The organism is Pseudomonas coronafaciens pv. oryzae str. 1_6 (genome assembly GCF_000156995.2).
Lineage (GTDB): Bacteria > Pseudomonadota > Gammaproteobacteria > Pseudomonadales > Pseudomonadaceae > Aquipseudomonas > Aquipseudomonas tremae.
Map to the genome: position 1 here is coordinate 4,669,077 of NZ_CP046035.1, position 17,768 is coordinate 4,686,844.

The window sequence follows — 17,768 nt, forward strand, 5'->3', positions numbered from 1 at the left end:
CGGCCCGTTCAAAAGCGATTACGCAGATAAGCGACGACGTTGTACTGCTGATCCTGAACCCGTCGATCAGGGTCCGATAATGTCAAGCGGATGCGCACGCTGCGTATATCGCCAGCGTTGGCTGGCGTAATGGTCTGGGTGTAGGACATCGGGTTACCAACCATACCGAAGAAAACCTCGAACCCGACGACATTCTGCAGCAACGGCTCCGGCCTTCCCGTCGTAGTGGACTGAATGCTCAGGTCTGTCCCGGTGAGGGTGTAAACCAGTTGCCGCACAGGAAACGCGATCTCCCCGACAGCCGGCGCTCGAGGGCCGACATATAGCTGGGTCGATGTTTTGCAATCAGAGATGATCGTCCAGGTCGGCGCGCTGCCAGTGTTTCCGATATCAGCGGTCACCAGCGTCAACCTGCGGTTCGCGTTATCCCAGAGTATCTGGTTGTTAAACGCAGCCGGTGGGCTGATTGCAGGCGCGACGGGTAAAGAACCGTCGAGCCTCAGGCAACCATTCATTCCGGTCATCCTGATTTCCTGAATCAGTTTGCTCAATATAAACCGGGCATCTTCCTGCATCCGGGCGGCCGAGTTCTGGCTCTGATAGGTGGCTCGGGAGGCGCTGAATATCTGGACGATCCCCAGGCTCACCACCAAGCCGATGACCAGCGCCACCATGATTTCGACCAGCCCGAACCCTCTGGAAAGCTTTCTCATTAGTTGACCCCGATCCGGGACTTCAGGCTGAAGCTCTGGGTAGTCGGACTGCCGGTCGTGCTGCCTATGGCCTGATTGCTTGCACCTGCCGCTCGCGTATCGCTCCAGCCAATGTTGATGGTGACTTCAGGTGCCTGGGTGACATCGATACTGCCCGTACCGCTCGCGCCTGCAAAAGTAATGATGTTGTCTCTGAAATCGGACAGATCCTGCTCACGCGCACTATTAGGGTTCGCAACCGGGGCCGCTGCCAGACTCGGCAATCTATACGTCGCCAACACATTGGTCGAGCCGTTGGCACTCGCGTTGCCATCAACATTGGCGCGAATGCGGTCCATCATGTCGTAGGCAATGAAGCTGGCCTGGCTGCTCATGGTCGAGCTGTCGGTGTACTTGAGCGCATTGAGCTGAATGGCGGCCGCGCCCAAAAGGCCGATGGCCAGGATCAATATCGAAACCAGCACCTCGATCAGTGTCATGCCGGTCTGACGATGTAGGGCGCTATTGGGCATTGCAGGTTCCACCGAGGACGATTCGGCCAGTCAGACAAATATTCATTGTTTTGGTAATGCTGCCCCGGGTGTAGGTCATGGCCAGCGCTGTCGCCGGCGCAGCAAGCCCGCCAAGGTTGTTGAATTCAAGTGCCGCAACGTTATTTTCCGTGACCAGCGTGCCGCCGCTACTCATGGCTGGCACCTTGCGAAGTGCAGTGGGTGGCGTGCCGACGTCAGATTTCAGATACACCTGCAATTCACCAGTCCACGCCGTCCCGCTGGTCGGTGCAATACGCACCGTCACTCCCCTGTTTATCGCCTCGAGCCGCGCATAGTTGAGCGCCCGCTGCAAATCGCTGATTTCGGTGTCGGCCTTGTTGCTCTGGATGGAGCTGGTGAAATTCGGGATAGCAATAGCCGCCAGGATACCCACCAGGGACACAGTGACTAACAATTCGATGAGGCTGAATCCCTTGGCTATATGACGCATTGAGTGTCTCCTAGACGTTATGACTATAAGGCAGCAACGCCGCAGGAAAATCCATAGCGGGACGTACGGTTGTTTTGTGACGACGAACGCCCGCAAGGTTCTGAAACAGCGTTTTCCAGGGAGGAAAAGCACATGAGGCATGCAGGGTTCACACTGATCGAATTACTGATCGTCGTCGCACTGGTCGCCATTCTCGCCAACATCGCAACACCTTCTTTCAAAGAACTGATCGATTCCAGTCGGGGGCTTGCAACCGCGCAGGAACTGGCCAGCGGCATTCGCTCGGCAAGGGTCGCTGCGATAACGCGCAATCAGATCGTGACGATTCACGCCATTGACGATGACTGGAGCAATGGCTGGCGGATCATACTCGACCCGAATGGCAAAGGTCCGGATGAAAACGATACGTTGCTTGTAGAACGTGCCAATGACGGCAAAAGTCGGGTTGCAGGCAGCCGCAAGCGCGCCAGGCAGATGAGCTTCAACGGCTTGGGCGGTTTGCGAGGCAGAACCAACGATACGCTGCATGTATGCGCCTGGGCCCAACCGGTCAGCAACTATCGTGTGATAGTCGCCGCCACCGGCAGGGTCAGACTTGAGGATAACAAGAAGGCTTCAGCCTTGTGTGGCTGAGGGGGCCTAGAGCAGCGACTTGACGCGCAGCTCCTTGGGCATCGAGAACGTGATGTTCTCTTCGCGGCCGGCCAGCTCGTCCGCACCGGTCGCGCCCCAGGCCTGCAGTTGCTGAATCACGCCACGCACCAGCACTTCGGGCGCGGACGCACCGGCAGTAATACCGATACGCTCGACGCCTTCGAACCAGCTCTGCTGCATGTCCTCGGCCCCATCAATGAGGTACGCCGGGGTGGCCATGCGCTCAGCGAGCTCGCGCAGGCGGTTGGAGTTGGAGCTGTTCGGGCTGCCCACTACCAGCACGACGTCGCATTCGTCGGCCAGTTGCTTGACCGCATCCTGACGGTTTTGTGTGGCGTAGCAGATATCGTCCTTGCGCGGCCCGCCAATGGCCGGGAAACGCTGGCGCAGGGCGTCGATGACCCGGCTGGTGTCGTCCATCGACAAGGTGGTCTGGGTCACGAATGCCAGCGATTCAGGGTTACGCACCTGCAGGCTGGCGACGTCTGCCTCGTCTTCGACCAGATAGATCGCGCCACCGTTGGCAGCGTCGTACTGGCCCATGGTGCCTTCGACTTCCGGGTGGCCAGCGTGGCCGATCAGAATGCACTCACGACCATCCCGGCTATAGCGAGCGACTTCGATGTGGACCTTGGTCACCAATGGGCAGGTGGCATCGAAAACTTTCAGACCGCGGCCAGACGCCTCGGTACGCACGGCCTGGGATACGCCGTGGGCACTGAAGATGACGATCACGTCGTCCGGCACCTGGTCTAGTTCCTCGACGAAGATAGCCCCGCGCGAGCGCAGGTCTTCGACGACAAATTTGTTGTGAACGACTTCATGGCGCACGTAGATCGGCGGACCAAACACTTCCAGAGCGCGATTGACGATTTCGATCGCGCGGTCCACACCGGCACAAAAGCCGCGGGGGTTGGCGAGTTTGATTTGCATGCTGTGCCTCATGGTTGGTACGGGGCAGCCCGGCCTGAGCCGGGCTTGACGGCGAAGGTCAGGAAGCCAGAATCGCCTTCACTTCGAAGATTTCCACTTCAAAGCTCAGAGTCTTGCCTGCCAGCGGGTGGTTGAAGTCGATGGTGACCTGCTCGTCATCGAATACTTTCACCACGCCAGGCAACTCGGTGTTGGCCGCGTCATTGAAGATCACCAGCAACCCTTCGGACAGTTCCATGCCCGCAAACTGCGAGCGTGGCATGATCTGTACGTTTTGTGGGTTGGGCTGACCAAAGGCGTTTTCTGGTGGAATCTGTACGGTCTTTCTGTCGCCCGCTTTGAAACCGAAAATCGCCATTTCAAAACCGGGCAACAGGTTACCGTCGCCAACCTTGAACGTGGCTGGAGCCTTTTCGAAGGTGCTGTCGACGGTGTCGCCGTTTTCCAGGCGCAGGGCAAAATGCAACGTGACCTGCGTGTTCTGACCGATACGCAACTCGTCAGACGAGCCTTGAGCCGACGTCTGTTCAGCCATTGACGGTTTCTCCGGTTTTCTTGCTCTTGAACATGTCCAGAGCCAGCATGATTGCACCGACAGTGATTGCGCTGTCGGCGACGTTGAACGCAGGGAAGTACCAGCGGTTCTGCCAGTGGACCAGAATGAAGTCAATCACATGACCCAATACAATGCGGTCATAGAGATTACCCAGCGCGCCACCCAGCACCAGCGCCAACGCGACAGCCAGCCATGTGTCATCGCGGCCCAGGCGTTTGAGCCAGATCACAAGCACAGCACTGACCGCCACCGCAATCAGGGCGAACAACCAGCGCTGCCAACCGGCGCCATCCGCCAGAAAACTGAAGGCAGCCCCTGTGTTGTAGGCCAGGGTCCAGCTGAAGTAATCCGGAATCACGATGATCTGTTGATACAGGGTCAGCGCGTTCTCGAAGTAATACTTGCTAGCCTGGTCAATGACCAGGACCAGCACGCTCAACCACAGCCAGGCCAGGCGGCCGAACGAGGCATTAGGCATAGTGACGCACCTCGCCTGCACCGCTGATGTTGTCCACACAACGACCACAGATTTCCGGATGTTCGGGGTTCACACCCACATCCTCGCGGTGATGCCAGCAACGGGCACACTTGGCATGGCTGGACTTGATCACTTTCAGCTTCAGACCTGCAACCTCGGTGACCACCGCATCAGCCGGAGCCGATGCGAACGGGGCCACACTGGCCGTCGAGGTGATCAGCACGAAACGCAGCTCGTTGCTCAGCTTCGTCAGGTCAGCAACCAGCGAATCTTCTGCGTACAGGGTCACTTCGGCCTGCAGGTTGCCACCGATAGCCTTGGCAGCGCGCAAGTTTTCCATTTCCTTGTTGACCGAGGTTTTCACCGCCATGATCCGCTCCCAGTAGGCGCGGTCCATTTCAAACCCGGCAGGCATTTCGGTCAGGCCTTCGTACCAGGTATTGAGCATCACCGATTCATTGCGCTCGCCCGGCAGGAACTGCCACAGCTCGTCGGCGGTGAACGCCAGGATCGGCGCGATCCAGCGCACCAGCGCCTCGGAGATGTGGAACAGTGCGGTCTGGCAGGAGCGCCGCGCAGTGCTGTCGGCAGCCGTGGTGTATTGACGATCCTTGATGATGTCCAGATAGAAACCACCCAGCTCCTGCACGCAGAAGTTGTGGATCTTCGAGTACACGTTCCAGAACCGGTATTCGCCGTAATGCTCTTGCAGTTCGCGTTGCAGCAGCAGCGTACGGTCCACCGCCCAACGGTCCAGCGCGAGCATTTCCTCGGCGGGCAGGATGTCGGTGGCCGGGTTGAAACCGGTCAGGTTCGAAAGCAGGAAGCGTGCAGTGTTGCGGATACGCCGATAGGCGTCGGCGCTGCGCTGCAGGATCTGGTCGGAAACCGCCATTTCGCCTGAGTAATCAGTGGCCGATACCCATAGGCGCATGATGTCCGCACCCAGCGAATCGTTGACCTTCTGCGGCGCCACCACGTTGTTCAGCGACTTGGACATCTTGCGGCCGTTCTCATCGACCACAAACCCGTGGGTCAGCAGTTCGCGATACGGTGCGTGGTCGTCCAGCATGCAACCGGTCAGCAGCGACGAGTGGAACCAGCCGCGATGCTGGTCTGAGCCTTCCAGGTACAGGTCGGCGCGCGGACCGCTTTCATGGCCCATCGGGTGTGAACCGCGCAATACGTGCCAGTGCGTGGTGCCAGAGTCGAACCAGACGTCCAGCGTGTCAGAGATCTTGTCGTACTTACCGGCCTCGTCACCCAACAGTTCGCTGGCGTCCAGCTTGAACCAGGCTTCGATGCCCTCTTTCTCGACACGCTGCGCCACTTCTTCCATCAGCTCGACGGTACGCGGGTGCAGGTCGCCGCTTTCTTTGTGCAGAAAGAATGGAATCGGCACACCCCAGTTGCGCTGACGCGAGATGCACCAGTCAGGGCGGTTGGCGATCATCGAGTGCAGGCGCGCCTGGCCCCAGGCTGGCACGAACTGTGTGTCTTCAATGGCTTTGACCGCACGCTTGCGCAGCGTGTCGCCGCTTTCAGGCTGCTTGTCCATGCCGACGAACCACTGCGCGGTGGCGCGGTAGATCAATGGCGACTTGTGGCGCCAGCAGTGCATGTAGCTGTGGCTGATGGTTTCGGTGTCCATCAGGCTGCCGACTTCAACCAGTTTGTCGATGATGTTCTGGTTGGCCTTGAAGATGAACTGGCCACCGAAGAACTCCAGCGACTCGACATACACACCGTTGCTCTGCACCGGGCTGATGATGTCGTCGTTGCTCAGGCCGTACTGCTTGCAGATATTGAAGTCGTCCACGCCATAGGCAGGCGAGCAATGAACAATACCGGTGCCCGCGCCCAGCTCTACGTAATCAGCCAGATAGACTGGCGACAAACGGTTGTAGAACGGGTGACGGAAGTTGATCAGTTCCAGCGCCTGACCGGTGGTGGTCGCGATGACCGAGCCTTCCAGTTTGTAGCGGGCCAGACAGCTTTCGACCAGCTCGGACGCCAGCACCAGCAGCTTGTCGCCAACATCGACCAGCGAGTACTCGAACTCCGGGTGGACGTTCAGCGCCTGGTTGGCGGGAATGGTCCACGGCGTGGTAGTCCAGATCACGATGGAAGCAGGCTTGCCCAGCGCGGTCAAGCCGAACGCTGCAGCCAGTCTGGCCTCGTCGGCAATCGGGAACGCGACGTCGATGGTCGAGGATTTCTTGTCCTGATACTCGACTTCGGCTTCAGCCAGGGCCGAGCCACAGTCGAAACACCAGTTGACCGGCTTCAGGCCCTTGAAGACGAAACCGCCCTTGACCATTTCGGCCAGCGCGCGGATTTCCCCGGCTTCGTTGGCGAAGTTCATGGTCAGGTACGGATTGCTCCAGTCGCCCAGCACACCCAGACGGATGAACTCGGACTTCTGGCCTTCGATCTGCTCGGCGGCATAGGCACGGCACAGCTCGCGCGTGCGATCGGCAGAGAGGTTCTTGCCGTGGGTCACTTCGACCTTGTGTTCGATCGGCAGACCGTGACAGTCCCAGCCCGGCACATAAGGGGCATCGAAGCCCGCCAGGGTCTTGGAACGCAGGATCATGTCCTTGAGAATTTTGTTGACCGCATGACCGATGTGAATATTGCCGTTGGCGTACGGAGGGCCGTCGTGCAGGACGAACTTGGGACGATCCTTGCCAATCTCGCGCAGCTTCTGGTACAGGCCAATGCTGTCCCAGCGCTGCAGAGTTTGCGGCTCGCGCTGGGGCAGGCCGGCCTTCATAGGGAAGGCGGTGTCCGGAAGGTTTAGCGTGGATTTGTAGTCGGTCATTTCAGGCTCTTGTTTAGCGGTTGGCCATGCCAATGGGCACGGGCGGCAGCGACGTCCGCATTGATCGCCGTCTTGAGCGCCTCCAGTGAGGCAAAACGCTGCTCATCACGCAGCTTGTGGTGGAAAGCCACCGTCAAACGCCGGCCATACAGGTCGCCGGCAAAATCCAGAAGATGCACTTCAAGGTGAGCACTGCCATCACCTGCCACCGACGGGCGTACGCCGATGTTGGCGACACCCGGCCAGGACTTGCCGTCTATGTCCATGCTGACCAGGTATACCCCGCTCAACGGCACGCGACGACGCTTGAGCTGCACGTTGGCAGTGGGCGTACCCAACTGACGTGCCAGCTTCTGGCCATGCAATACCCGTCCGGTGATCTGGAACGGGCGACCGAGCATGCGCTCGGCAAGTGCGAAGTCCGCCACAGCAAGGGCTTTACGCACCTTGGTGCTGCTGACCCGGACGCCATCGATCTCAACGGTCTGCGCCGCTTCTACGGTAAAACCATACGTCGTGCCGGCCTGCTGCAGGAAGGCGAAGTCACCGACCCGGTCGAAACCGAAACGAAAGTCATCACCCACTTCCAGGTGCTGAACACCAAGACCGTCGATCAGCACGGTTTCAACGAAACTCGCCGCGCTGAGTTTGCACAGGCGCTGATTGAAGGACAGGCACAGAACCCGGTCAACGCCTTCGGCACTCAGCAACTCGAGCTTGTCTCGTAGACGGGCCAGGCGCGCCGGCGCCGTCTCAGGCGCAAAAAACTCACGCGGCTGCGGCTCGAAAATCACCACGCAGCTGGGCACCCCCAATTCGACGGCACGTTCGCGCAGACGCGCCAGGATAGCCTGGTGGCCGCGGTGAACGCCGTCGAAATTGCCAATCGTGGCGACGCAGCCCCGATGCTCGGGGCGCAGGTTGTGAAGGCCTCTAACCAGCTGCATAACGCACTTCTTGCTCATAAAGTGGCCGATTATAACCACACACGGCCGTGGACGACAGGCAACACACCAAGAGCGGGGCAACGTTCTTGATGTGTTACGGAAAAAACCGACAGCCAACCCCTGTCATGCAGCCTACATGACCGCCTTGCGGGCGAAATCCTTCAAGCGAAAGCCCAGCAACAGAAGCATCGCGAAATAGGTGACGACGCCCGCCGCTACCAGCGCCCCCAGACGCAGAAAGCGCTCAAGCATCTGCCCTTCGTCCCATGCAGGCATCCAGTGCATCAAACCCAGCAGGACAGCCGACATCACGGCGACAGCAACCACTAGCTTGAACAGGAACTTCGTCCAGCCGGGCTGGGGCTGAAACAAATCCTGCTTGCGCAATTGCCAGAACAGCAGCCCGGCGTTGATGCACGCCCCCACACTGATAGCCAAGGCCAGACCCGCGTGCTGCAACGGCACGATGAACGCGAGGTTGAGCAACTGAGTGACTATGAGGGTGAAGACCGCAATTTTCACCGGGGTGCGGATATTTTGTTGAGCATAAAAGCCGGGAGCCAGCACTTTGATCAGAATGATGCCCAGCAACCCGACCGAATAAGCGACCAGTGCGCGCTGGGTCATGGCGGAGTCCAGCGCATCGAACTTGCCGTACTGAAACAGCGAAACGGTCAGCGGCTCGGCGAGCAACCCCAGCGCCAGCGTGCAAGGCAGGACCAGCACGAAACACAGACGCAGTCCCCAGTCGAGAATCCGTGAATACTCCTGGCGATCACGCTGTGCGTAGGTTTTAGACAGGATCGGCAGCAGGATCGTACCCAGCGCAACGCCCAGCACACCGGAAGGCAATTCCATCAGACGGTCGGCGTAGTACATCCACGATACGGAACCTGCGACGAGGAACGAGGCAAATATCGTGTTGATGATCAGTGAGATCTGACTGACCGATACGCCAAGAATCGCAGGCAGCATCTGTTTCATCACTCGCCAGACGCCGGTGTCGCGCAGGTTCAGTCGTGGCAGCACCAACATGCCGATCTTTTTCAGGTGCGGCAATTGGTAAAGCAGTTGCAGCAGACCACCGACCAGTACCGCCCAACCCAGCGCCATCACCGGCGGGTCGAAGTACGGCGTCAGGAACAGCGCAAAGAAAATCATGCTGACGTTGAGCAGTGTCGGTACGAACGCAGGCACCGAGAAGCGGTTCCAGGTATTGAGGATCGCGCCGGCCATCGATGACAGGGAGATCAGCAATATATAAGGAAAGGTCACGCGCAGCAGATCGGAGGTCAGCGCGAATTTTTCCGGCGTATCGACAAAGCCGGGTGCCGTGGCCCAGATGACCCAGGGCGCAAAGATCACCCCCAGCAGCGTCACCAATGCCAGCGCCAGCGTCAGCAATCCGGTCACATAGGCGACGAACGTACGCGTCGCCTCCTCACCCTGCTGGCTTTTATATTCAGCCAGGATTGGCACGAACGCCTGGGAAAAGGCGCCCTCTGCGAAAATCCGGCGCAGCAGGTTGGGCAGTTTGAAGGCAATGAAAAACGCATCCGTCGCCATACCCGCCCCGAAAGTGCGCGCGATAATGGTGTCGCGGACAAAGCCAAGAACCCGGGAAACCATGGTGATAGAGCTGACGGCGGCAAGTGACTTGAGTAGGTTCATTGAAAGAATTGTGCGCCTTGGCAAAGGATGGGCGATTAAGCCAGCCGTTTATGCGATACTTCGCGCCGCAAAAACGCCCGAAGCAAGGCCGCGAGTTTACAGGTCACAGGCCGGAAATAAATCCTCTGGTCAAATGTAGCAACCACTCAGCGGATCACCTTAACTGCCCTTGACAAGACTTCAACTCATCGGCATGATTCGCGGCCTATTTTGTTTGCTATTTCACAAAGTCTTTCGAGGAGCTCGACGGTGGCCAACACACCTTCCGCCAAAAAACGTGCAAAACAGGCTGAGAAGCGTCGCAGCCACAACGCCAGCATGCGTTCCATGGTTCGTACCTACATCAAGAATGTAGTTAAAGCCATCGACGCAAAAGACGCTGAAAAAGCGCAAGCTGCTTATGTTCTGGCAGTGCCGGTTATCGACCGTATGGCCGATAAAGGCATCATCCACAAGAACAAAGCTGCTCGCCATAAAGGTCGCTTGAACGGTCACATCAAGGCTCTGAGCCTTGCTGCTGCAGCCTAAGCGATCCGCTTGTTAAAAAACCGACCTCAGGGTCGGTTTTTTATTGCCTGTAGGAAAGCTGCACAGGCAGTGAGCCTACAGAATCCCCCCCGAGAGGCATGCTGTTGCCGCAGCACCCAGGCTATTTCTGCCGGGGGGATAAAACACTGGCGACTTTTTTCCCCAACCTGATAAACGGCGTTTCAATCCAGTTGAACATCACGAACGCCACACCGATGCTGACAGTGATCGACAGGACGAATAGACCTGCTTTATCAATGGTCGATGCGTTATCAGGGATGAATCGACCCAGGAAAATTATCAGCGCGTAATGAACGAGATAAAGCGAGTAGGAAATATTACCGAGAAAAATCAATACACCGCTACCGGCTGCCTCAGAGTGGTAACTGAGCATGACTGTCGACACCACGATTACCAATGCAAGCCAAAAGCCGCCACTCATGCCGAAAACCCGCGACCCGATAATGCAGGCACTTATCACTGCAAGTGACAGGGTCATTTGTATAAGCCTTCGGCCGGACCGCGTCAGAACGGGCAGCTTGTTCGCGAGCATTAACTCGGCCAACATCATGCCAGCAATGAACTCGACAGTGATGGTATTGGAAATCAATTTAATCCAGGCTTGCCAAACATGCGCCGTAGGACTATCAAGCGCAGACTGTGCAGAGAAATCAAAACGGCCATTATAATACAGCTGAAAAACTATCGAAGACGCCATGAAAAAAAGTGCACAAACCGCGCTGCGGTAGCGATAGCTGATACTCATTGAAAGGGTAAATATGAGGTAGAACATAACCTCATAGGTAAGAGTCCAGGGCGGCCCCAGCGGGCTAAAGCCGAACGACGGCCCCTCGGCGCTATAGTCCTGAAGACAGAAATAGAGACTGCACACCCTCTGAGAAAAGTCGGCCTCAGGATACACAAACAGACAGGAAACCAGCCACACAACAAACAGGGCCGGCCACAGACGAAAGAGGCGTCTGATAAAAAACGATATCGGCCGCTCAGGAGACTGATAAGTGATCAGCGTCATAATGAAGCCACTGATAATAAAAAAAACATCCACTCCCAACGCACCCGGTATGTGACCCGCCCAGCCCTCTCCTAATAAAAACGAGTTATGCGCAACGACAACCAACAATGCAGCGAACCCTCGCAAATACTGTAACGAGACTATCTTCATTAACTGGTGATCCTCGCAACACGCCAGACACGCCAGACACGCCAAGAACATACCCACTGACGAGCACGATTATTAATTAACAATCTGCTCGCCTGACACCACACAATCGAAAGCAATGCCGATTTAATTCAAGGATGGCACTAGCACCCAACCTTTAATATCTTGAGTTACTTCAACAGAACCCCGGCAGACCGCCCCTTTTCCGACATTCGCCGTTCGAACGCGAAAAACACCTCAGCCGACTATTACGCGAGAGCTACATCAAGCCACTTCACTCATCCATCCGTCTACTGTCAGAAATAACAGGTACGCAGAGGCCGCAGCCTGATACTCCGTCAAACGACACGGGCTCATTGACCTGCAAAGCTTCAGATGTGGGTGCGCGAGGAAGGGATCACGAAATACCTGCCAATGCGGAGCATTGGCAGGCGAGCAAGGCCTGAATCAAGGTGCGGGCGCGGCTGTCCATGGCAGGATCGGGATCGCGGTGACAGCGTTTTGCGGACTGCCTTCGATGACGCGGTCGCTGTAGACCAGATAAACCAGCGCGTTACGCTTCTTGTCGAAGAAACGCACCACCTGCATGGTCTTGAAGACCAGCGAGGTACGCTCCTTGAATACCTCGTCGCCGTCCTTGAGGGTTTCCTTGAAGCGGATAGGCCCCACCTGACGGCAGGCAATGGATGCTTCGGCGCGATCTTCGGCCAGACCCAACCCACCCCTTACCCCGCCCGTCTTGGCGCGCGACAGGTAGCAGGTCACTCCGTCGACCTTGGGATCATCGAACGCTTCGACAACGATCCGGTCGTTAGGCCCCACCATTTTGAACACCGTCGATACCTGACCGATCTCTTCGGCCGAGACCAGCACAGGTACAAACAATAAAGCAGCCAGAAAACCGTTGATGACGCGCATTGAATCTTCCTTTAAATAACGTTGATCAAACGAGAATCAGATTATCCCGATGGATCAGTTCCGGCTCGGCCATATAGCCCAGCTCACGTACAATTGCTTCGGATGAGTGACCGATAATCTTCTGCGCCTCGATAGCGCTGTAGTTGCTCAGGCCACGAGCGATCTCACGCCCATCCGGAGCGACACACACGACCATCTCGCCACGCCGGAAGCTGCCCTGCACCAGCTTGACGCCCACCGGCAGCAAGCTTTTGTGATCCCTGGCCAGCGCTGAAACTGCGCCATCGTCCAGCACCAGCGTGCCGCGAGTCTGCAGATGGCCAGCCAGCCATTGTTTGCGCGCCGCAAGCATTTCGCGCTCTGGAGAGAGCAATGTCCCCAGCCGCTCACCACCCTTGAGCCGCGCCAGAACGCGCTCGATACGCCCTCCGACGATGACGGTATGAGCTCCGGACCGTGCGGCCAGACGCGCCGCACGCAGTTTGGTCTGCATACCGCCACGCCCCAGCGCCCCTCCCGTGCCGCCCGCCACCGCATCCAGCGCAGGATCATCGGCGCGCGCCTCGTAAATCAGCTGCGCATCCGGATTGTTGCGAGGATCAGCGTCGAACATGCCGTCGCGATCGGTCAGGATGACCAGCAGATCAGCCTCGACCAGATTGGCAACCAGCGCCGCCAGCGTGTCGTTGTCGCCAAAACGGATTTCGTCGGTGACCACCGTATCGTTTTCGTTGATGACCGGTACAACCCCAAGCTCGACCAACGTACGTAACGTGCTACGGGCATTCAGGTAGCGCTTGCGATCCGACAGGTCGTCGTGGGTCAAGAGGATTTGCGCAGTGTGCCGGCCATATTCGGCAAAGCTCGACTCCCACGCCTGCACCAGCCCCATCTGACCGATTGCCGCAGCAGCCTGAAGCTCGTGCATCGCACTGGGTCGCGCAGTCCAGCCGAGACGGCTCATGCCGGCAGCCACAGCCCCGGAAGAAACCAGCACCAGCTCGACGCCTGCTTCATGCAGCGCCACCATCTGCTCAACCCACACACCCATGGCGTTGCGATCCAGGCCCTTGCCATCTGCCGTCAGCAAGGCACTGCCAATCTTCACAACCCAGCGCTGGGCGCCCGTCACTTTGCTGCGCATCGTCTTCCAACCTTAGCCAGAGAGTTTTCAAATTCGAGATACAAAAACGCCGCTAACAATCGTAGCGGCGTTCAAGTTTACTTCAAGCGATCAATCGCGGACGTAAATGATTTCCGGACCGTCTTCATCATCCACATCTTCTTCGTCCCAATCATCGTCGCCGATGTCATGCACGCTCTTCACGCCGCTGCGACGCAGGGCACGCTGATCGTCCAGCGCCTGCAACTGCGCGCGCGCTTCGTCTTCGATGCGCTGATCCAGCTCGGCCAGCTCTTCGGCATAGCCAGGCTCCTCGGCGATACGCAGGCTGCGCTCTTCGAGGTAACGCATGATGTCGCGAGTCAGTTGCTCGGTACCTTCTTTGGCGATCGCGGAGATCACGTAGACAGGGCCAGTCCACTCCAGGCGATCCACGATCTCCTGCTTGCGTGCTTCCTGCTCTTCTTCAAGGATCTGATCGCACTTGTTCAGCACCAGCCAGCGATCACGCTCTGCCAGCGAAGGGCTGAATTTTTCCAGCTCGCTGACGATGACTTCAGCAGCGTCCGGCGCGCTGGTTTCATCCAGCGGAGCCATATCAACGAGGTGCAACAACAAACGTGTACGCGCCAGATGCTTGAGGAAGCGAATCCCCAGGCCAGCGCCGTCGGACGCACCTTCGATCAAGCCAGGGATGTCGGCAACGACAAAGCTCTTCCAGCGATCAACGCTGACCACACCCAGGTTCGGTACCAGCGTGGTGAACGGATAGTCGGCGACTTTAGGCTTGGCAGCCGATACCGAGCGGATAAAGGTACTTTTGCCAGCATTCGGCAGACCTAGCAGGCCCACGTCTGCCAGCACTTTCAGTTCCAGCTTGAGGTCACGCTGATCGCCCGGCTTGCCAGGCGTAGTCTGGCGTGGCGCGCGGTTGGTACTGGATTTGAAGCGGGTGTTACCCAGACCGTGCCAGCCGCCTTGGGCAACCATCAGGCGCTGGCCGTCCTTGGTCAGGTCACCGATGATTTCCTGAGTGGTCGCGTCGATGATGGTGGTGCCGACCGGCACACGCAGCACCAGCTCTTCACCTTTGCGACCCGTGCAATCGGCGCTGCCGCCATTGGAGCCGCGCTCGGCATCGAAGTGGCGGGTATAGCGATAGTCGACCAGCGTGTTGAGGTTGACGTCGGCGATCATGTAGACCGAACCGCCATCACCACCATCACCGCCGTTCGGGCCACCGTTTTCAATGAATTTCTCGCGACGGAAGCTCATGCAACCGTTGCCGCCGTCGCCGGCTTTTACTCGAATGGATACTTCATCTACAAATTTCATAACGCACGCCTCCCGCCACAGGGACGAGCAGAACCACATAAATTACATAAGACTCTTGCAAAAATGAGCGTTGCGATACCGATCAGAAACCAGCGACCCCAGAGGTCAACATCACAACAGCCCGCACAAACAGTTTTGCAAGAGACTCACCTGCCTCTCTACCTCTACAAACAAAAAAGCCCCGTCGCAAGACAGGGCTTTTAAGCTACTGCGTGATTACGCTGCGGAGACTTCAGTCTTCGGAACGATGCTCACGTAGCGGCGACCGAAGGCGCCTTTAACCTGAAACTTGATCACGCCTTCCACTTTCGCGAACAGGGTGTGATCTTTACCCATGCCAACGCCGTAGCCAGCGTGGAATTGGGTGCCGCGCTGACGCACGATGATGTTGCCAGGGATGATAGCCTGGCCGCCATACATCTTCACGCCAAGGCGTTTGGCTTCTGAGTCGCGCCCGTTACGGGTACTACCACCAGCTTTTTTGTGAGCCATGAGTCAATTCTCCAGTTGAGGATTAGGCTGAATTAAGCCTGAATACCTGTAATTTTGATCTCGGTGTACCACTGGCGGTGGCCCATACGCTTCATGTGGTGCTTACGACGACGGAACTTGATGATACGAACCTTATCGTGACGACCTTGCGAAACCACTTCAGCCACAACGGTAGCGCCAGCAACAACGGGAGCACCGATATTGACGTCGTCGCCATTGCCGACCAGCAGAACGCGGTCAAACGTAACGGATTCGCCAGTAGCGATTTCCAGTTTTTCGATTTTCAGGTATTCACCTGGGGCGACTTTGTACTGCTTGCCACCGGTAACAATTACTGCGTACATGGTATTTCTCCGAAAATCCTGCTCACCCAGCTCTTTATAAGAAGAGTATCGGCTGGCATGGCTGCATGGGGCTGGAACGGCCCTTTTGCAATTGCGTAAGGCAGGTGCTGCCCAGGAAAGTTAGGGTGCGCGATTGTACGCAAGGCAATGACGGGTTGCAAGAGGCGGGTCGTCATACCTTGACACGCTCTACCTCGCAACCTAGCATGCGGCGCAACCTATCCGGAGCACGTGTCGCTGATGCAACCCCAAGCCTTCTATCGCGCGGTGGCGGACGACTTTAGTGCCGTTGACCTTATCATCAAAAAGCAACTGACGTCGCGCGTACCGCTGGTCTCGAAAATCGGCGACTACATTACGTCGGCAGGCGGAAAACGCTTGCGCCCTTTGCTGGTACTGCTGTGCGGCAAGGCGCTGGGCCGTGAGGGCGACGATATTCGCCTGCTCGCCGCCACCATTGAATTCCTGCACACCGCCACCCTGCTGCACGATGACGTCGTCGACATGTCCGGCATGCGCCGTGGCCGTTCAACTGCCAACGCCTTGTGGGGCAATGCACCCAGCGTGCTGGTGGGTGACTTCCTTTATTCGCGCTCGTTCGAAATGATGGTTGAACTGGGCTCGATGGAAGTCATGAAGATTCTGTCCAAGGCGACCCGCATCATTGCCGAAGGCGAAGTGCTGCAACTCTCCAAGATCCGCGACGCCAGCACCACCGAAGAAACCTACATGGAAGTGATCCGCGGCAAGACAGCCATGCTGTTCGAAGCCTCGACTCACAGCGCCGCAGCCCTGTGCAAGGCGTCCGAAGCACAGACTGAAGCCCTGCGCACCTTCGGCGATCATCTGGGTGTGGCCTTCCAGCTGGTCGATGACCTGCTCGACTACCGCGGCGATGCCGAAACCCTGGGCAAGAACGTCGGTGACGACCTGGCCGAAGGCAAGCCGACCCTGCCGCTGATCTACACCATGCGTGAAGGCAGTCCCGAGCAAGCCGCTCTGGTTCGTCAGGCCATCCAGAAGGGTGGCCTGGAAGACCTCGAAAGCATCCGCAATGCCGTGGAAAGTGCCGGCGCGCTCGACTACACCGCGCAACTGGCCCGCGACTATGCCGCCCGCGCCATCGCCTGCCTGGACGCCTTGCCACCGAGCGAGTATCGCGATGCGTTGGTCGAGCTGAGTGAATTTGCGGTCGCCCGCACGCACTGACACACACTGAAAGCAACGTAGAGAAGCCCGTCCAGCGTGACGGGCTTTTTATTATCTGCGTGTCAGCGAGCGCTCACACGATAAGGCTCATCAGCCTTTTATCAGCAGATGCAGCCCCAGCAGGCCCATGCCGATAAAGAACACCCGCTTGAACAATGCCGCGCTGATCCGTTTTCGCAGCCACTGGCCAAGCATCATGCCCAATAATGCAGGGGCCAGCGCGATCAGGGATGCGCCAAGCTCCGCACCGCCCAGCGCGCCATTCCATGACAAGCCGACCGCCAATGCGGCAGTCGAGACGGTAAAGGATAGCCCGAGGGCCTGCACCAGTTGATCACGCTCAAGCCCCAGCGCCTGTAGATAGGGCACGACGGGGATCACGAAGACTCCGGTGGCCGATGCAATGACGCCGGTGATGAAGCCACCCAACGGCCCCAGCCAGCGCTCGGCCCTCGCTGCCACCTGAAACGTCGGCAGGAACAGGCCGCTCAAGGCATAAAGCAGAAGCGCTCCACCCAAGGCCCTGGTCATCGAATGACTGCCACTCATGCCCAGCCAGAACGCACCGACGCAGGTGCCAATGAATATCATGATCAGCATCGGCCAAAGGCGTTTGAGCAGTGGCCGCAGGCTGCCGCCGGTAGCCAGTTGCCAGACGTTGGTAAACGCTGACGGAATGATCAGCAAAGCCGCAGCCTGAGGCGGCAGCATGACCAGGCCCAGCAAGCCCATTGCCACGGTGGGCAGGCCGAGGCCGATGACGCCTTTGACCGTACCGGCCAGCAGAAAAGTGCCGATCACCAGTGCCGAAAGGCCCCAGCCGAGGGTGTGGTAAAAATCGAAAACTGCGCTCATCGCATCCCTGTCCGCTTGGTGAAG

Annotated in this window: 19 protein-coding genes; 3 read left to right on the top strand and 16 right to left on the bottom strand. The window is 57.9% G+C overall.

Annotated features, from left to right (window positions below):
* Positions 1-8: 8 nt before the first annotated feature.
* Genes POR16_RS21060 through POR16_RS21070 form a run of 3 tightly spaced genes read right to left on the bottom strand, consistent with a single transcriptional unit; the run spans position 9 to position 1,697 of the window.
* Positions 9-713 carry a PilW family protein gene (locus tag POR16_RS21060; protein WP_005895258.1) on the bottom strand — a complete coding sequence of 235 codons (705 nt, stop codon included), beginning with the start codon at positions 711-713 and terminating at the stop codon, positions 9-11.
* The gene (gene pilV / locus POR16_RS21065) at positions 713-1,225 is read right to left on the bottom strand and encodes a type IV pilus modification protein PilV (RefSeq protein ID WP_005895256.1); all 513 of its coding nucleotides are present in this window, start codon (positions 1,223-1,225) and stop codon (positions 713-715) included. Before pilV ends, POR16_RS21060 begins: the two co-directional genes overlap by 1 nt.
* Complete coding sequence (locus POR16_RS21070; protein ID WP_005895253.1) at positions 1,215-1,697, bottom strand: GspH/FimT family pseudopilin; 483 nt, start codon at positions 1,695-1,697, stop codon at positions 1,215-1,217. The genes pilV and POR16_RS21070 overlap by 11 nt, the downstream gene beginning before the upstream one ends.
* Positions 1,698-1,829: 132 nt before the next feature.
* On the opposite strand from POR16_RS21070, the gene POR16_RS21075 reads away from it, so the two are divergent.
* A complete protein-coding gene (locus POR16_RS21075) occupies positions 1,830-2,330 on the top strand; it encodes a GspH/FimT family pseudopilin (RefSeq protein WP_005895251.1) in 501 nt (166 codons plus the stop codon).
* Between the two features lie 6 nt (positions 2,331-2,336).
* Here POR16_RS21075 and ispH read toward each other — a convergent pair whose 3' ends face one another.
* The 6 genes from ispH to murJ all read right to left on the bottom strand — a co-directional run bounded on the left by ispH (position 2,337) and on the right by murJ (position 9,760).
* Positions 2,337-3,284 carry a 4-hydroxy-3-methylbut-2-enyl diphosphate reductase gene (gene ispH / locus POR16_RS21080; RefSeq protein ID WP_005895250.1) on the bottom strand — a complete coding sequence of 316 codons (948 nt, stop codon included), beginning with the start codon at positions 3,282-3,284 and terminating at the stop codon, positions 2,337-2,339.
* A gap of 58 nt (positions 3,285-3,342) precedes the next feature.
* Complete coding sequence (locus tag POR16_RS21085) at positions 3,343-3,819, bottom strand: FKBP-type peptidyl-prolyl cis-trans isomerase (protein WP_005895247.1); 477 nt, start codon at positions 3,817-3,819, stop codon at positions 3,343-3,345.
* Positions 3,812-4,318, bottom strand: a complete 507-nt coding sequence (gene lspA / locus POR16_RS21090) for a signal peptidase II (RefSeq protein WP_005895243.1) — start codon at positions 4,316-4,318, stop codon at positions 3,812-3,814. The genes POR16_RS21085 and lspA overlap by 8 nt, the downstream gene beginning before the upstream one ends.
* Complete coding sequence (ileS, locus tag POR16_RS21095; protein WP_005895240.1) at positions 4,311-7,142, bottom strand: isoleucine--tRNA ligase; 2,832 nt, start codon at positions 7,140-7,142, stop codon at positions 4,311-4,313. The genes lspA and ileS overlap by 8 nt, the downstream gene beginning before the upstream one ends.
* Positions 7,139-8,089, bottom strand: coding sequence for a bifunctional riboflavin kinase/FAD synthetase (gene ribF, locus POR16_RS21100; RefSeq protein WP_005895236.1), 951 nt, complete (start codon positions 8,087-8,089; stop codon positions 7,139-7,141). The genes ileS and ribF overlap by 4 nt, the downstream gene beginning before the upstream one ends.
* Positions 8,090-8,221: 132 nt before the next feature.
* Positions 8,222-9,760, bottom strand: a complete 1,539-nt coding sequence (murJ, locus tag POR16_RS21105) for a murein biosynthesis integral membrane protein MurJ (RefSeq protein ID WP_024669798.1) — start codon at positions 9,758-9,760, stop codon at positions 8,222-8,224.
* 249 nt (positions 9,761-10,009) lie between these two features.
* Here murJ and rpsT point away from each other — a divergent pair, with 249 nt between their 5' ends.
* Positions 10,010-10,288, top strand: a complete 279-nt coding sequence (gene rpsT, locus POR16_RS21115; RefSeq protein ID WP_005895230.1) for a 30S ribosomal protein S20 — start codon at positions 10,010-10,012, stop codon at positions 10,286-10,288.
* 121 nt (positions 10,289-10,409) lie between these two features.
* Here the strand turns inward: rpsT and POR16_RS21120 are convergent, their stop codons facing one another.
* From POR16_RS21120 to rplU, 6 genes are all read right to left on the bottom strand, one after another.
* The gene (locus POR16_RS21120) at positions 10,410-11,471 is read right to left on the bottom strand and encodes an acyltransferase family protein (RefSeq protein WP_005895226.1); all 1,062 of its coding nucleotides are present in this window, start codon (positions 11,469-11,471) and stop codon (positions 10,410-10,412) included.
* A 444-nt stretch (positions 11,472-11,915) separates the two neighbouring features.
* Positions 11,916-12,386: a CreA family protein gene (locus tag POR16_RS21125; protein WP_005895223.1), complete on the bottom strand. Its 471-nt coding sequence runs from the start codon at positions 12,384-12,386 to the stop codon at positions 11,916-11,918.
* Between the two features lie 25 nt (positions 12,387-12,411).
* Positions 12,412-13,530, bottom strand: a complete 1,119-nt coding sequence (gene proB / locus POR16_RS21130; protein ID WP_005895220.1) for a glutamate 5-kinase — start codon at positions 13,528-13,530, stop codon at positions 12,412-12,414.
* A 90-nt stretch (positions 13,531-13,620) separates the two neighbouring features.
* Entirely contained in the window at positions 13,621-14,844 is a 1,224-nt protein-coding gene (gene cgtA, locus POR16_RS21135; protein WP_005895217.1) for an Obg family GTPase CgtA, read from the bottom strand.
* A 216-nt stretch (positions 14,845-15,060) separates the two neighbouring features.
* Positions 15,061-15,336, bottom strand: a complete 276-nt coding sequence (rpmA, locus tag POR16_RS21140; protein WP_002551972.1) for a 50S ribosomal protein L27 — start codon at positions 15,334-15,336, stop codon at positions 15,061-15,063.
* A 32-nt stretch (positions 15,337-15,368) separates the two neighbouring features.
* Complete coding sequence (gene rplU / locus POR16_RS21145; RefSeq protein WP_002551971.1) at positions 15,369-15,680, bottom strand: 50S ribosomal protein L21; 312 nt, start codon at positions 15,678-15,680, stop codon at positions 15,369-15,371.
* Between the two features lie 240 nt (positions 15,681-15,920).
* Between rplU and POR16_RS21150 the strand changes: the two genes are divergently transcribed.
* Positions 15,921-16,889, top strand: a complete 969-nt coding sequence (locus POR16_RS21150; RefSeq protein WP_054997003.1) for a polyprenyl synthetase family protein — start codon at positions 15,921-15,923, stop codon at positions 16,887-16,889.
* Between the two features lie 90 nt (positions 16,890-16,979).
* Here the strand turns inward: POR16_RS21150 and POR16_RS21155 are convergent, their stop codons facing one another.
* Positions 16,980-17,744: a sulfite exporter TauE/SafE family protein gene (locus POR16_RS21155; protein ID WP_053932112.1), complete on the bottom strand. Its 765-nt coding sequence runs from the start codon at positions 17,742-17,744 to the stop codon at positions 16,980-16,982.
* Between the last annotated feature and the right edge of the window lie 24 nt (positions 17,745-17,768).